Source organism: Cytobacillus sp. FSL K6-0265 (assembly GCF_038003465.1).
GTDB lineage: Bacteria > Bacillota > Bacilli > Bacillales > Cytobacillaceae > Cytobacillus > Cytobacillus stercorigallinarum.
The window spans coordinates 2,151,562-2,165,337 of the sequence record NZ_JBBOPE010000001.1 but is presented as its reverse complement, the minus strand read 5'-3'; the positions used below and the strand labels follow the sequence as shown (position 1 = coordinate 2,165,337).

Genomic DNA, 13,776 nt, shown 5'->3' with positions numbered 1-13,776 from the left:
ATTCACCTTTATATAATATAAAAGGATGTTTATTTTTCATAAGGTTCATTTAAAGTGAAATTGATCTAAATGCGTCAATATACCAATGGGACATCTCGATTATTTGTTATAATAACTTTAATCTCAGTAAAAGTGGTGATCCTGTTGTTATCTGAATTATACAAAAGTGAAATAACGACGATTGCTATAAGGTTCTTTCGCCACTATTCTTGTAAGATACATATCTATTTTGAGAATTGTGATAGGCAGAATTCAACCTTTGGTGTCCAAGCTGTGCAAGCTGGGGCTGAACCAAGTAGTATAGAAATTGTAGATATTGAGGATGTCCCATTGGCCTACTTGCCAGGAAATGCAACTAGAGTAAGGGTGAAAGCAGCAGGGGACTTAAAATATCAAAGCGAGGTTGCTATCCATTAATAGCAAAAGTTAGAAATAGTAGGTAAAACACAGACTGATGCTTTTAACAGAGTCAAATTCAAAACCAGTCATCTATAGTGTTGATGACTGGTTTTGTTGATTCTTTATACCCTAATTAGATATGAACTGCAAGTCCCGCTCTAATAGAGCTGAAGTATAATAGTTAAATTCATTGCGGTAAAAAAATTGAGATGATTTAGCTATGCTACCTAATGACATACTGATTAATAGGGGATTCTTAAATGCATTAAGTGAAGTAACCTTAACTACTTTTGTTGTTTCGATTCTACCACAGAACGCTTATTCCCTTTAAATATGAAATATAAGGCTATTAACATAAATAAAAGAGCAAACCATCGTTTAGTATCTAGTGGAATAATTAAACTATTAAACCATCCAAAGTGATCAATTACAACACTAATGACTAATTGCCCGATTATCACCGTAATACTAGTAGCTATAACGCCAATTTTTGTAACAGCAAAAACATTAAAGAGCAAAAATATAACACCTAAGAAAACGGCACTTAGTTGCCAAAGAGGTGCGTCAAATATGGCAAATATATTTCCTTGACCAAAGAATAATATGATAAGGGCCAATAACATACTGCCTGTTATAAATGTTAAAAACGTAGTTTCAATTGTACCTGCTCTACGGCTGAATGATCCATTTATTGCTGATTGTGCACTTAATGTTATACCACCAATTATAGTAAACAAAATCATAATAATTCCCATAATAAAAACCTCTCCTAGTTAACTAATATGAGTGCTATCATCATTGAAATGACAGCTAAAACTTTCTCTCTATTAATTTTCACTTTATTTGTTCCTAACCATCCAAAATGCTCAATTACCATACTCATAATCAATTGGCCAAGGATTACAGCAACCATAGTGATCCCAACTCCAACAAATGGAATACTAATTACTATTGCTGTTAAGTAAACAACACCTAATACTCCTCCTAAAAGGGACCATTTAGGTGCTTTAACTGCGTATGATAAATTACCTTTTCCAAAAAATAACCATAATAGACCAAGAATGATTGCACCTACAATAAAGTTGTAAAAACTAGTCTCTAATTTTCCAATATTTTTACCTAGTTCACCGTAAATAGCTCCTTCAAAGCTAAGTGCCATTCCGGCCAATAATGCAAAAATATATGCAATAAACCGCATGATTAAATCCTCCTGTCATAAATTTAAATATCTAGAATTATCGATATACGCATTAAAAAAAATACGAAAATCATAAAAACTTAGATTTCCGTTTTAAAATATTCCGCAAATTGACTAATAGCTTCCTCATTTCTTCGATAATAAGTCCATTGACCATAACGAACAGATTCTAATAATCCTGCTTTCTGCATCATATTTAAGTAGTGTGACACTGTAGATTGGGAAACTTTAGCCTTTTCTTGTATATCTCCAACACATACTCCGCCTTTGTAACTCACTTCCTTAGGTAGGTGAGCACCCTGTTTTGGAAAGTGCTTCTCTGGATCTTTTAACCACAGTAAGATATTTAGTCTCGTTTCATTAGATAATGCTTTAAAAATATCGATAGGTTCCATATTGCTATTATATCGATACTTCTATATATGTCAAATTGCTAAACTAAACGTTGTTAACAAAGGCAGAAGAAGGGAGGGAGAATTATACGTAAAACTAAAGATATGCAAATTTACTCTATTAACAAAATCACCAGCTGTGTATAAACACATTAACTTAACCGACTAAGTAATTTTAGTTATCACTATGTACGATTGACTTAATAGTTGATGTTTTTACTTTATATTCTCGAGCCAAATTTCTAATTAGTAGGCTTGGATCTTTGATGTAATTAGGGGTATTTTTCAATAAATTGTAAGTAATATTTATCTCTTTCTCATCATAAATAGTTAATTTGGTTGTAACAGGATGAGAAATACCAAATTCAACTAATATTTTACTGATAGTAAGTTTACTCATTTGAAGTATTTTGGAAATATCAAAAATTGTTATATTTTCATGATGATATAAGTGGAGAATTATTTCTAGGTTATCTATTGTTTTGTAAGTAAATCTTGTTCCATTCGGATTAATAATTGCTTCATCAATATTTTTTGAAAACGGAAATTTCTTAAGACAATATTTACAAACCATTTTTTCACACCTCATTATTTATTGGATTATTTGAACAGGAAGACATTCTCTTAATAACTTAAAAAGGTAAGATGATGCACTATGATAAATAATATCTTAATTATTCAAATTTTTATTTTCAAAAAAAGTTATTATACTAGTAATTTCTGAAAAAATATATTAATGAAGTAATATCTGATATTATTTTGCTTAGTGTATAAACCAAAACCACACACGAATTGTAAGTGTTTTATTTTTCATTTTTTTAAATGCTGTATAGTATCCTGTTATAAATATATTCACATTAAGTTAAGTTTCATATATTGAAATAGTCTAATTTGGCATACTCGATGGTTTATATCAAATTTTATTTTAGTAATATTAGTTATCCGTAAATAATATATATCCAAAATCATAAAATAAACGTGATATAAACAGTAAAATTTCATCAACTTCGTTAAATCACTTAACAGCTCGACTACGTGTTATAGCATATAGAAATGAACGATTTGTGCCTCCACGATGAGTAAACTTCTACACCCAATTATTGAGTAAATTAGTTTAAACGTTCCCCTCATTTTTTTACAACATTTTCTATTTCTCCTCATAATTTATATAGACCGTTTCTTCTACTCTTCGAACCCACACTTAGGAGGAGCTTCTATTATGTCCTAATCCTTTTATAAGAAAGAAAACAAGAAGAATTTACCGATTCAAAAATACTATTCTTTCTCTATGAGCTTCTTATTGACTTATGTACCACATGTCTCATCTGTTTACATTTTGATGATTGTTTGTAGAGCATTTTAGTATTCCTGTTTTATCCACAAGGACATACATCCATAGAGGCGCATAAAATAAAAAAGAAAACGCCCCTTACATAGAAGAAGGTAAATAATTGCATTTTCAAAAATGGTTCTATATTAAGTAAAAGTTGAATGGCAGGTTTAAAGAATATTAGTTTAGAATATTATTATTCAGTTTGAAAATCGAATAAAGGGAAGAGGTGAAAAAAGAAAAAATGAGAAAAAGACGTTTGACAGGTAAGGCAAGAAGAAAAAAAAACTATATAAGAGCAGGCTTAAGTATATTTATTATTGCTATATTGATAACATCTATGAACATACAAAACTTCTTCACAATTCATTCTGTAAATGCTTCTAATGGTTTACTACTTGAGGTAGAAGAGAAAAAAATTGAACTTCACGAAACTTTCAAAATAACGGTATCAACTACTATTGAGGAAACCAATTCAAAAGCAGTAGTCATTCAACTTCATATTCCCGGTGGATTAAAATATGCACTCGATCAAACAAAACAATCATTAGAAAATATAACCAATCCACCTAAGATTGAATATGACTCTTCTACCAATTTGATTAATATTACATATGATAATTCTCAAATGGGTAATCAATTATTAGATTTATATTTACTAGCTGAGGATGTGGGACAATTTCCTATAGTTGCTAGTAAAGATGGTCAAACTACTCATATAGTTAATATCAATGTTGAAGAAAGTCAAATTTCTGAAGAAGAGTATGAAAAAAGCAACCAAGAATCCGGAACAGATAATGACACTGTTGAAGAAAGTCAAATTTCTGAAGAAGAGTATGAAAAAAGCAACCAAGAATCCGGAACAGATAATGACACTGTTGAAGAAAGTCAAGGTGTTACAGTAGATAAAGATGTAGGAAGCAAACCAAATACAGAAAATGAAGGTGATTATGCTAAAGAAAATTTTAGAATAGAAAACAACAAAGAAGCGGATTATGATCATTTTAATTCTGTAAGCAATTTAGACGTTATAGACCTAGTTGCTAATGAAATAGATGTGAACACTTGGAATGAATTTGTTAACGCAGTGAGAAATCCAGAAATCAACAAAATTAATATTATGGAAAATTTGGATGCATCCACAGAAACATCTGCTAATAGAACTAGATTATCTACTTATCAGGTAAGAAGGGATTTAGAAATTAACGGAAATGGTAACAAAGTGAATTTTGACTACTCTTCTATTTACCTCGGTAATCCTACTAGTGGAGAGGGAAATTTCCATATGCATGATATCACATTAGCTCAAAGATATGCAGGAGCGTATGCAGAGGACATTGTAGGTTCTAGATTAGTTGGGAGTTACACTGGTAAGTGGAAGTATAAGTTTGGAAATATTATAGCTGAACCTACAGTGCAAAGACTTGCAAGAGCTCAGTATGCTGAAGTAACCGTATATGGTGAAATGAATATAAATACACGTGCTGAAAATTTTTATTTAGGTAGTTTTATTATGGAAGAGGGGACCACATATAAAGGAAATGTTAATTATTATAATTTTTCTATTATGTGGTTTAATCTTGCAGCTAGAGAAGGTGATACTGGAGCTTCTCGAGAATTTACAATTGGTCAAAATTGCGCCGTTCAACTTACTCAATCACAAACTTCTGGAACCACCTATCCTGCGATATATCATCATTATGATAGTATCACTGTAGGAGAGGATTCTAAACTAGATATTAATATGCCTGGTTATGCAGTAGCCTTTAGTCGTGATAATTCAATTTTTACAGTTAAATCTGGAGCATACGTGAATCTAACAAGTAAATCAAATGGGTCTGTAATAAACTTTAGGTCAATCGTAAACACTCCCGATAATAGCAAGTTTATTGTTGAGGAAAATGCAGAGCTTTATGTTATTGGTAATAGTTCAACAGGATTAATAAATATGGATGAAGGCTCAGGGCATTCATTTATTCTTAATGAACCAGCTTCTTATGATATAAGAAATGCAGGTACAGGTACTAATTCGACTGCAGTAAGAATGGGAGATGATACAACCTTTCAAATCAGCGATTCCGATATAGATTTATGGAAGAAAAAATCAGAATTACTTGGACCATCAGATTTTAACTATGTAAAAGTCAGCGACTTCTTAATTGAGGCAACTAGATATAATAATATGACAGTTACTTCAACAAATGAAACTATCATGGTTGATTTTAGTTCAACCCAAGATTTTAGAAGAATATCGGGATTAAACAGCCTACCAGATATCATCTATGAAAAGGTACATACAGATGCGGATTATACACTTCAAGCACGAGTGAAAATAGGAGAAGTACCTGATGGTAAAGGTTTGGATGAAAATGGAAACGTAAACTATATTCCGGTATATGCTTCGGAAAAACAGGCATATGTTGATCTTACAGACACATTTGGTGATACACATAAATTATATACGAATCGTGAAGGGTATGTTGAATATACAGATACGAAATTTAATTTAGCAGGAGAAAAAATTTCAGCGATGGCGACAAGGGGGCCCTGGATTCAGGGACAACCTAAAACAACTGAGGTAATGGATGTTACACCTCCCAATCCAGCTAATGTTGATTTGGAAGTAATAGATGAAAAAACAAACAAAATCATAGGAACTGCAGATGAAATTGGTTCGACGGTGATAGTTGAAATAGATGGTGAACCTATAAAGGATACTCAGGGCAACCTGATTACTGCCAGAGTGAATGAAAAGGGTAACTGGTCATTTGAAATACCGGATAACTTATTGCCCTTACAAGTTGGATCTAATCTCCAAATTATATTAAACGATAATAGTGGGCTTTTAGATGTAGAAGGGTTAATTAATCCTCCAACAAATAACCCAATGGGAAATCAAAACCCAAATACAAGCATAAGTTATAAAGATGCTATTTTTAAAGCTGGCCCCATTTTTAAGATTGTTGAATATTCAGGTAGTTTATCATTGGTTGCTCCAAATATAATTTCATTTGGAAGTCAATTAGAGATTTCCCCGAATGATCAGTTATTTGAAGTTGTTACTTTAAATGAAAAGCTAGGTGTCATAGATACTCGAAAAGAAAAATCATCATGGAAATTATCAAGTTCACTAGTAGAACCTCTTTATAATCAAGAACGTGATTCAACCTTACCGATTGTATATATAAAAGATGGAGTAGTTACTGAACTGAATAATTTTTCAACAACCATTTTTGAGCATTTAAATACTGATGATGAACCATTCTATATTTCTGATTTGTGGAATGGTAAATTTGAAAATGGTCTATATGTACAAGCCCAATCTGGCGAAGCGAGAATTGGAAAATATGAAGCAGTGATTAAATGGACCTTAGAAGATACTCCATCAAATCAATAGAAGTAAGGGTGAATTCTAATTGAAGAAACAAATTATTATTCCTAGTATACTCATCAGTTTACTCATTTTTTTACCCACTCTCTCAAATGCTGAAGGTAATGGTGAATATAACTCAAAATCAAGTGTTGGCTTTTATGGTGAATATATTTATGAACATGATAAAAATTCTTCACCTGAAACATCGGGGTTAGAAAAGCATAGTAGTCCGTCTACACTAAAAGAGTTTAATCGATTACCACAGACAGGTGAACAAACAGGATTTTTACATGTTTTATTTGGTTTTTGCATAATCTCATTAGCAATTCTTCTATTAAGAATGAATTATAGTCAATAGATAAAATAAACAGAGAAGGAAGTATATTATGAAAAAATATATTAAAGTACTATCAAGTACAGCCTTAGCGTCAGTTCTTTTAATCGGAGGGGCACTTTCTGCAGTTGCGGATGGTGCTGAGTATGAATCAATAGGTACAGTAAAATTTAAACCTTATACAGGAATAACAGAACCAGTTGACCCTAATAATCCAGACGAGGAAGTAAAACCAGAAAATCCAGATGGATCTGATCCAAACGCAGGTACGAATGGACCACTTAGCATAGACTTTGCCTCAAGTATACACTTTGGTGAAAATGAAATTTCAAACATGGACCAAACATATTATGCTGATCCACAAAAAATTAACATCACTGACACTGAGGGGAATGTAACACAAGAATTACGCTCAAATTATGTCCAAATTTCCGATAACCGTGGTAGTAATGCTGGATGGACATTAAAAGTTAAACAAGAAGGTCAATTTACAAATGATAATACCCTAAATGCCACATTAACTGGGGCACAAATTTCCATGATTGATGGGAACGCAGTAACAAATATGACTAACGTAACAGCTCCAGTTACAACTGATATTACATTAGATCCAAATGGTGCAGAATCATTAGTAATGACAGCTACAGACAAAGCAGGAGCGGGAAAATGGCTAGATGTGTTTGGTCAAGTTGAAGAGGTGAATGGTGAACTGAAAAATACAGCAATTACCCTTTCAATTCCAGGTAGTACACCAAAAGATGCTGTTGAATACAGTACAAAATTAACTTGGATTTTAACTGATTCACCTACAAATTAATATTAAGAATTATTTATTTATAGAATTATATAGGAGGATAAATATCATGAAAAAACCTTTGAAAATAGTATCAAGTATAGTGTTCACATCCACCTTATTAATAGGAGGATCTCTAATAGCATCAGCTGATGGGGGAGAGTACGATACAACAGGTACAATCAGTTTCACACCATATACCGGTATAACAGATCCTATTGATCCAGATAATCCTGATGAAAAAGTAGAACCAAAAAATCCAGATGGAACCGATCCAACCCCAGGAACTACCGGACCATTAAGTATTGACTTTGCGTCATCTTTTGATTTTGGCGAACAAGCGATTACCTCTGAAGACCAGACCTATTTTGCTACTCCACAAACTATATTAATTGATGGAATAGAGGAAGAAAGAGCAAACTATGTACAGGTGAGTGATAACAGGGGGCTTGAGACAGGATGGACTCTACAAGTAAGGCAAGAAGAGCAATTTAAAACAGAAGAAGCTGAAGAATTGACTGGAGCAGCTATTTTAATTTCAAATGTTAATGTTCAAACTTCATCTGCTTCCTCTCTTCCAAGTACTGTCTCAAGTGAAATAGACTTAACAGCAGGTGTATTATCTGATGTAATGTCTGCTGAAGCAGGTGAAGGAGCCGGTACATATGTGGCTCGCTTTGGAGATGCAGGGGACGAAAATATATCAACTAGTGTATCACTAACTGTTCCTGGTAGCACAACTAAATACGCAAAGGAATATTCCACAAATCTTACTTGGGTCTTAACAGATGCACCTGGAAATAGCTAATAAATTGTGATGTAAATACTAGAATGTAATAAAAAGTAATACATCATTTAAACTTTTGATGTATTACTTTTAATGGAGGTCTGTAAAATGAGAAGACAACGTATGACATTCATCCTTTTATTATCCATGTCTATTCTTTTAATTGATTTCTCTCTTAATGACCCATGGAAAATAACAGCATCAGAATTTAATTTCGCAGTTGAGACAGAGATACCTGAGAATCAAATTAATAAAGACAAAACGTATTTTGATTTAATGATGGATCCTGGAAGTAAACAAGACTTAATTATTAATTTGAGAAATGATACTGATTCAGATGTGAAAATTCATCCCATTATCCAAAGTGCTACATTATTGCATGCATATTAGGTGTTGTAAGTATGGATATCAATCAGGTTGTGCAATTAACATTTATTTATTCTTTAATCGGACTAGCAGCATTTATGGATGGGTTTATCTCCCCATCTCGCATGTCACTAATACCTGAGCTGGTGGAAGACACAAAGATAGGTAAAGCAAATAGCCTGATTAGTACAACTGATCAATCATTTGCTTTACTTGGATGGTCTGTAGGAACAATAGCTATTAATTATTATGGTGAAAGTAGGGTTTTATTAGTAAGTTTAACTCTTTTGATGCTTTCTTTTTTCTCATCATTACGATTAAAAATTAAAAAGATAAAGGAAGCAAAAAAACTGCCGAAATGGGAAATCATCAAAGCTGGTTGGTTCATTCTTTTTAGTAAAAAAAATCATATGAGAACCATTACAACTATGGATATATTGGAAGGAATTGCTTCTGGAATTTGGATAGGCGGTATAACATTGGTATTCGTAATTGAAGTACTGAATAAAGGGGAACAATGGTGGGGCTTCATTAATACAAGTTATTATGTAGGAAGTATTTTAGGTGGAATCCTGATAACTATTTTCTCCAGAAAGCTTGAAAAGCATTTAATAAAAGGGATTATCGTAAGTTCATTTTTAGTGAGTATGTTGATATTTTTTTATGCAGCTAACAGTACTGCCTGGATAGCTCTTGTTTTAGTAGTCATAATGGGCCCTTTTTACCAATTAAGAGATATTTCTCAACAAACCTATATCCAAAAAGTTACTTTAGATGACTCATTATCTAAATTGTATGCCGCAAAGGATAATCTTTATTATTTGGTATTTGCGCTTTCAGTGTTTATTACAGGCCTGATTTCGGACTATATGGGTGTTGTTTATGTCTACTTTTTGGCATTTCTACTGTATTTGATTTCTTCAATTTTTGCCTTAATTACATTCCGAAAGGGAAATCAAAGTCCACAGATTGATAAAGTAATTAATGAGTACCAGTAAAGTCTTAGAAAAAAATAAGGATTTTCTTAACATCTAATACTAAAATATGTGGAAAAACTTTTACAGTAAAATTTAAAAAGCCGTTGATTCCTTAGCGTATGTTTTCCACGTTTTGTTGGTAGGACCCCATAATGAAGTTGTTTTTACGGCGATTCATCAAATAAAAGTTTAGACTTTTTCCTTTCAAAAATCGTATAGAGGAAGAAGTTTAGACTTTTTTGTCCTATTAGTTTTGGCATCCTTATGTTTGTACAATTAAACAGGAATGAGGGAGACCTATTAGTAATATAAATTTTTATTAGTTTACATAATATATATTATAGGAAGTTAAATAATCATAATCATTTCTGTCTCAATATCTAAGTATACTTAAAATAATGAGACGGAATAAAATTTTATGATCTTAATCTTTTTTGTTGTCAATAATTAATAATAGCAAATCCATATGGAATCTTTTGAACAACTATAATTTGCATGTTTGTTCAAGTTTTAGTTCGATTCATGAATTTATATTTCACTTTGTTAAAAATAATCCAATTGAAATAACGTAACTCAATGATTTGATTCCATTTGTTTTCGTTCTTTTACTTTTGCTAGTTTATACCATATAATTAATTATCTTTTTAGGCCATGACCATTAATAATATTGTCTCGTTATGATTTTTTAATACTTTTCAATACATCATAATTGGAAAAAGTTATAAACCATTCTTCGATTTATAACTTTTAGTTTACATAATAATATTATTGTCTCTGTAAAGCTTTACTTAAGAACTGTCTTACGTTTCCATAGTATTGTATCTTATTAAACTCAGTATAATCAGATTGAAACTGTACGTAGATTGGTGAATCGAGCAACCAAGGATAATGCTGTAAAAATTGTTGATCCCCATAAACAAGCGCTATTAACCAATTATTGATCTCTCTTTCATAAATAAGGAATCTTATCTTAGCATAAGGTTCAGTGTATTCCCCTTTACTAATTTGAAAACGGCAGAACAATACATATTGCCCCATTTGCGGTATCCACTTCGCTTGGAGCGCATCAGAATGATTGTACTCATTGTCTTGTACGTCCTCAATGGAAATGCTCAAATAAGCTTGTTCATCTCCATAAGGCTGTCGAAAGTAATAATTTCTATATTCAACTGGCTTTACATCTGTTGCAGGAGCAAGAATATCAACCTTTAATTTTGTTAAATCTAACTCTTCATTCATTGTATCCTTCCCCTTCATTATAAAGTGGTGACTTCTATACATCATATGCCTATTAGCTAAAGTTGTGCTAGTTAGACATTTATCCCTTATCCTTTACTACAAGTTAACAAACTTGATGAATATATCATAAAAAATACCTATAGTTTATCTTTACTTTTTTAAGCGAAGATAAACTATAGGCTATAACGGCTTATTTGTTTCTTACATCCAAAATTTCTACGTTCATTAATTGCCATTTTTCATCTTCTCTTATCCAAAAAGATTGCAAAAAAGCAATAGTATCATTATGGTCTATACCTGTGACCCTTTGCATGCCCTTCAAACCCTTTTCTCCCTTTGTATTTTCAAAAGGAGTCAGCATACTGTAAGAGTTAACAGTTAGTTCAAATGGTTCGTTTAACTTCCCTTTATGATATATACCGAGCTTTTCATACGCTTTTGCATTTCCAGCTAAATCAAACGTTACTTCTCTATTTTCGTTTTCTACTGCGATAACAGCTTCGTAATTATCCTCTAATTGCGCAGTAGAAATGACTGGATCAGGCACTCCTAAGTTAATTAGTTTCCCATCTTGATAACTATAAAGATAGTATGCAGCATTTTCTCCACTATCTTCTGTATTGATTTTCACTAGTAATTCCTTTTTACCATCATCATTAAAATCAATGATTTTTAATCGTGGGTCAAACCCTGCTTCTAAATCTACTTTGACAGATTTTTTTAGATTATCTTCTACTTCTAATGATAATTCTTTAAAAAAACCAGCTTCTTCTTCATAGCGGATCCCTTTAATCTTTATCGTCTCTTTTAACGCTTTACCAGAAAGCTCTGCTTCTTGGGTAATGACTGTTTTTTGCTCTTCATTCTTATCTGCACCAGCATATACAGCGGTCATGGTGGATAAACTCATCAAGAAAAAGGCAGTTAATGCGACAAGCACTTCTTTCTTCATTGTAAAGACCCTCCTAACATTATTATTAGGATGTCCCTTATTGGAAGAAAAATGCAAAAAAGACATGAAAAATTTATTTTCTTTTTATCGGTCCATAATGATCACTCATGGCTTGATTAAGCAGTCCTAAACAACGGTCAAGCTCCACTTTCATTTGCTTTCTATACAGCTCGTATTCTTGTTTTCCCTTTTCCGTAAAATGATAAATGATAATTTCTTGAAAATCTACGCCAGGTTCTCCAAGTAACTTTTTTTCTCTTCTCACCCACCCCTCTCTCGTTAATTCATGTAATGTTTTATAGATTTCGGAATGAGTAGGATGATATCCATATGGTTTAAATTCGGTTCTTAAATCATCTAAAAACTGAGTACCATAACGTTTATTCGCTTCAATCATTTTGAGTAAATACAATTTCAAAAATGCTCTTTGTCTGACAAGAAAGCCCCTCTTTAATTCTGTTTCCATCGTTCTCCCCTACCTTTGCTATGATGAATCATGTTATTTTTTAATCATTGACTGAATATATCGTTTATTTGCTTTATAACTAAAGAATAAATAGGATAGAATAGACAGTGGAATGAATGTCCAAGCTGCCCCTCTGAACAAGGCAAAAGGTGTCTCAAAAATAAACGAAAACCAAAATGAGGTTCCACTTTTGTCCCATAGCCCCGGGGTTAAGTAAAGTTCTCTTGGTCGAATGAGATAAACTGGATCAATGATGCCTGTAAAATAAAGACAAATTAAAAGTGGAAAGTTACTGATGGCAAGTATTAGAGAAGAATGGGCATAGCGCTTATACCTTTTTGCTTTTGAATCATTATCTGAAAAAATGTCGTCTATTGCTCGGTCATCGACTTTCTCAAAATATTGGATTCCTGAATATTTTGATCCAGCTAAATGTCTCCAACCACTATCCTCGAACAGTGTAATATAATCCCAAAAGTCTGTTGAATGACGAAACTTTCTGAAATCTATTTTGATTTTTTTCGCTTTTGGCTCAGCTAAACGAAATTTGTAGCCGAAATTAGTGCTATCTAACTGGTATCCTTTACTCGCCATTTCTTCTAACCATTGTTCCTCTTTATCAAAGTCAATAAAAAGCTTAAATTTACGCATCTTCTCCCCCTCCATTATTTATCGGTTTTAGAGAACAAGTTGTCAGTAATGTGAATCATATGGCTCATCCTCTTGTAATCTTGTTTTAGTACCTCGATGCCTTTCTCTGTGATTACATACGTTTTCCTACGCTTATCATCACTTTGCACAGATTTTATTAACCGATGTTTGACTAGATTTTCAATGGCTCCGTACATCGTTCCTGCCGCTATTTTCACCTTGTGGTCACTTAATTGCTCCACTTTTTGCATCATGACATATCCATGTGAAGGTTCAATTAATGATAATAAAATATAATAGGTTGTTTCGGTTAATGGCGAATATTTGTTTATGTCCATTGAATCACTCCAACACAAAATATACAGTTAAACTATATAGTTCAATTATATACAGTCTAACTGTATATTTCAATAAGCCCCTTATTAATTTTCTTTTTTACTTACTTAATGACTTTTTTGTTTTTTCTTTATCTATTGAATATTTGGAACATGGTTCTAATAGAATTATTTTCACTAATTT

General features: G+C 32.3%; 16 protein-coding genes. 7 read left to right on the top strand and 9 right to left on the bottom strand.

The window, feature by feature from the left end; translation table 11 throughout:
* The first annotated feature begins 144 nt into the window (after window positions 1-144).
* A complete protein-coding gene (locus MHH73_RS11050; RefSeq protein ID WP_341069875.1) occupies window positions 145-417 on the top strand; it encodes a hypothetical protein in 273 nt (90 codons plus the stop codon).
* A 266-nt stretch (window positions 418-683) separates the two neighbouring features.
* Here the strand turns inward: MHH73_RS11050 and MHH73_RS11045 are convergent, their stop codons facing one another.
* The 4 genes from MHH73_RS11045 to MHH73_RS11030 form a co-directional block, all read right to left on the bottom strand.
* The gene (locus MHH73_RS11045) at window positions 684-1,154 is read right to left on the bottom strand and encodes a DMT family transporter (protein WP_191811646.1); all 471 of its coding nucleotides are present in this window, start codon (window positions 1,152-1,154) and stop codon (window positions 684-686) included.
* Window positions 1,155-1,168: 14 nt separating this feature from the next.
* A complete protein-coding gene (locus MHH73_RS11040; protein WP_251161591.1) occupies window positions 1,169-1,597 on the bottom strand; it encodes a DMT family transporter in 429 nt (142 codons plus the stop codon).
* 80 nt (window positions 1,598-1,677) lie between these two features.
* Window positions 1,678-1,992 carry an ArsR/SmtB family transcription factor gene (locus MHH73_RS11035; protein ID WP_191811650.1) on the bottom strand — a complete coding sequence of 105 codons (315 nt, stop codon included), beginning with the start codon at window positions 1,990-1,992 and terminating at the stop codon, window positions 1,678-1,680.
* 172 nt (window positions 1,993-2,164) lie between these two features.
* Window positions 2,165-2,563 (bottom strand): MarR family transcriptional regulator, encoded by a 399-nt coding sequence (locus MHH73_RS11030; protein WP_341066770.1) that lies wholly within the window; start codon window positions 2,561-2,563, stop codon window positions 2,165-2,167.
* Window positions 2,564-3,563: 1,000 nt separating this feature from the next.
* Between MHH73_RS11030 and MHH73_RS11025 the strand changes: the two genes are divergently transcribed.
* The 6 genes from MHH73_RS11025 to MHH73_RS11000 all read left to right on the top strand — a co-directional run bounded on the left by MHH73_RS11025 (window position 3,564) and on the right by MHH73_RS11000 (window position 9,970).
* Window positions 3,564-6,716, top strand: coding sequence for a pectate lyase-like adhesive domain-containing protein (locus MHH73_RS11025; protein WP_341066768.1), 3,153 nt, complete (start codon window positions 3,564-3,566; stop codon window positions 6,714-6,716).
* Window positions 6,717-6,735: 19 nt separating this feature from the next.
* The gene (locus MHH73_RS11020; protein ID WP_341066766.1) at window positions 6,736-7,050 is read left to right on the top strand and encodes an LPXTG cell wall anchor domain-containing protein; all 315 of its coding nucleotides are present in this window, start codon (window positions 6,736-6,738) and stop codon (window positions 7,048-7,050) included.
* A gap of 28 nt (window positions 7,051-7,078) precedes the next feature.
* On the top strand, window positions 7,079-7,843 hold the full coding sequence (locus MHH73_RS11015) for a WxL domain-containing protein (protein ID WP_341066763.1): 765 nt from the start codon (window positions 7,079-7,081) through the stop codon (window positions 7,841-7,843).
* A gap of 46 nt (window positions 7,844-7,889) precedes the next feature.
* Window positions 7,890-8,627: a WxL domain-containing protein gene (locus tag MHH73_RS11010; RefSeq protein WP_341066760.1), complete on the top strand. Its 738-nt coding sequence runs from the start codon at window positions 7,890-7,892 to the stop codon at window positions 8,625-8,627.
* An 87-nt stretch (window positions 8,628-8,714) separates the two neighbouring features.
* Window positions 8,715-8,996 (top strand): WxL protein peptidoglycan domain-containing protein, encoded by a 282-nt coding sequence (locus MHH73_RS11005; RefSeq protein ID WP_341066759.1) that lies wholly within the window; start codon window positions 8,715-8,717, stop codon window positions 8,994-8,996.
* An 11-nt stretch (window positions 8,997-9,007) separates the two neighbouring features.
* Complete coding sequence (locus MHH73_RS11000; protein WP_341066757.1) at window positions 9,008-9,970, top strand: MFS transporter; 963 nt, start codon at window positions 9,008-9,010, stop codon at window positions 9,968-9,970.
* 744 nt (window positions 9,971-10,714) lie between these two features.
* On the opposite strand, the gene MHH73_RS10995 is transcribed toward MHH73_RS11000, so the two are convergent.
* The 5 genes from MHH73_RS10995 to MHH73_RS10975 form a co-directional block, all read right to left on the bottom strand.
* Window positions 10,715-11,188, bottom strand: a complete 474-nt coding sequence (locus tag MHH73_RS10995; RefSeq protein ID WP_191811676.1) for a staygreen family protein — start codon at window positions 11,186-11,188, stop codon at window positions 10,715-10,717.
* A 190-nt stretch (window positions 11,189-11,378) separates the two neighbouring features.
* Window positions 11,379-12,140, bottom strand: coding sequence for a hypothetical protein (locus MHH73_RS10990; protein WP_191811678.1), 762 nt, complete (start codon window positions 12,138-12,140; stop codon window positions 11,379-11,381).
* A gap of 73 nt (window positions 12,141-12,213) precedes the next feature.
* Window positions 12,214-12,606 (bottom strand): helix-turn-helix transcriptional regulator, encoded by a 393-nt coding sequence (locus tag MHH73_RS10985; RefSeq protein ID WP_191811680.1) that lies wholly within the window; start codon window positions 12,604-12,606, stop codon window positions 12,214-12,216.
* Between the two features lie 33 nt (window positions 12,607-12,639).
* On the bottom strand, window positions 12,640-13,257 hold the full coding sequence (locus MHH73_RS10980; protein ID WP_191811682.1) for a DUF2812 domain-containing protein: 618 nt from the start codon (window positions 13,255-13,257) through the stop codon (window positions 12,640-12,642).
* 14 nt (window positions 13,258-13,271) lie between these two features.
* On the bottom strand, window positions 13,272-13,595 hold the full coding sequence (locus MHH73_RS10975) for a PadR family transcriptional regulator (RefSeq protein ID WP_191811683.1): 324 nt from the start codon (window positions 13,593-13,595) through the stop codon (window positions 13,272-13,274).
* Window positions 13,596-13,776 lie beyond the last annotated feature (181 nt).

Excerpts from the sequence above, each read along its gene's own strand:
- MHH73_RS10990 (WP_191811678.1), bottom strand. The coding sequence starts at position 12,140 with ATGAAGAAAGAAGTGCTTGTCGCATTAACTGCCTTTTTCTTGATGAGT.
- MHH73_RS11000 (WP_341066757.1), top strand. The coding sequence starts at position 9,008 with ATGGATATCAATCAGGTTGTGCAATTAACATTTATTTATTCTTTAATC.
- MHH73_RS10975 (WP_191811683.1), bottom strand. The coding sequence starts at position 13,595 with ATGGACATAAACAAATATTCGCCATTAACCGAAACAACCTATTATATT.
- MHH73_RS11045 (WP_191811646.1), bottom strand. The coding sequence starts at position 1,154 with ATGGGAATTATTATGATTTTGTTTACTATAATTGGTGGTATAACATTA.
- MHH73_RS10985 (WP_191811680.1), bottom strand. The coding sequence starts at position 12,606 with ATGGAAACAGAATTAAAGAGGGGCTTTCTTGTCAGACAAAGAGCATTT.
- MHH73_RS11030 (WP_341066770.1), bottom strand. The coding sequence starts at position 2,563 with ATGGTTTGTAAATATTGTCTTAAGAAATTTCCGTTTTCAAAAAATATT.
- MHH73_RS11010 (WP_341066760.1), top strand. The coding sequence starts at position 7,890 with ATGAAAAAACCTTTGAAAATAGTATCAAGTATAGTGTTCACATCCACC.
- MHH73_RS11040 (WP_251161591.1), bottom strand. The coding sequence starts at position 1,597 with ATGCGGTTTATTGCATATATTTTTGCATTATTGGCCGGAATGGCACTT.
- MHH73_RS11015 (WP_341066763.1), top strand. The coding sequence starts at position 7,079 with ATGAAAAAATATATTAAAGTACTATCAAGTACAGCCTTAGCGTCAGTT.
- MHH73_RS11005 (WP_341066759.1), top strand. The coding sequence starts at position 8,715 with ATGAGAAGACAACGTATGACATTCATCCTTTTATTATCCATGTCTATT.
- MHH73_RS10995 (WP_191811676.1), bottom strand. The coding sequence starts at position 11,188 with ATGAATGAAGAGTTAGATTTAACAAAATTAAAGGTTGATATTCTTGCT.
- MHH73_RS11025 (WP_341066768.1), top strand. The coding sequence starts at position 3,564 with ATGAGAAAAAGACGTTTGACAGGTAAGGCAAGAAGAAAAAAAAACTAT.
- MHH73_RS10980 (WP_191811682.1), bottom strand. The coding sequence starts at position 13,257 with ATGCGTAAATTTAAGCTTTTTATTGACTTTGATAAAGAGGAACAATGG.
- MHH73_RS11035 (WP_191811650.1), bottom strand. The coding sequence starts at position 1,992 with ATGGAACCTATCGATATTTTTAAAGCATTATCTAATGAAACGAGACTA.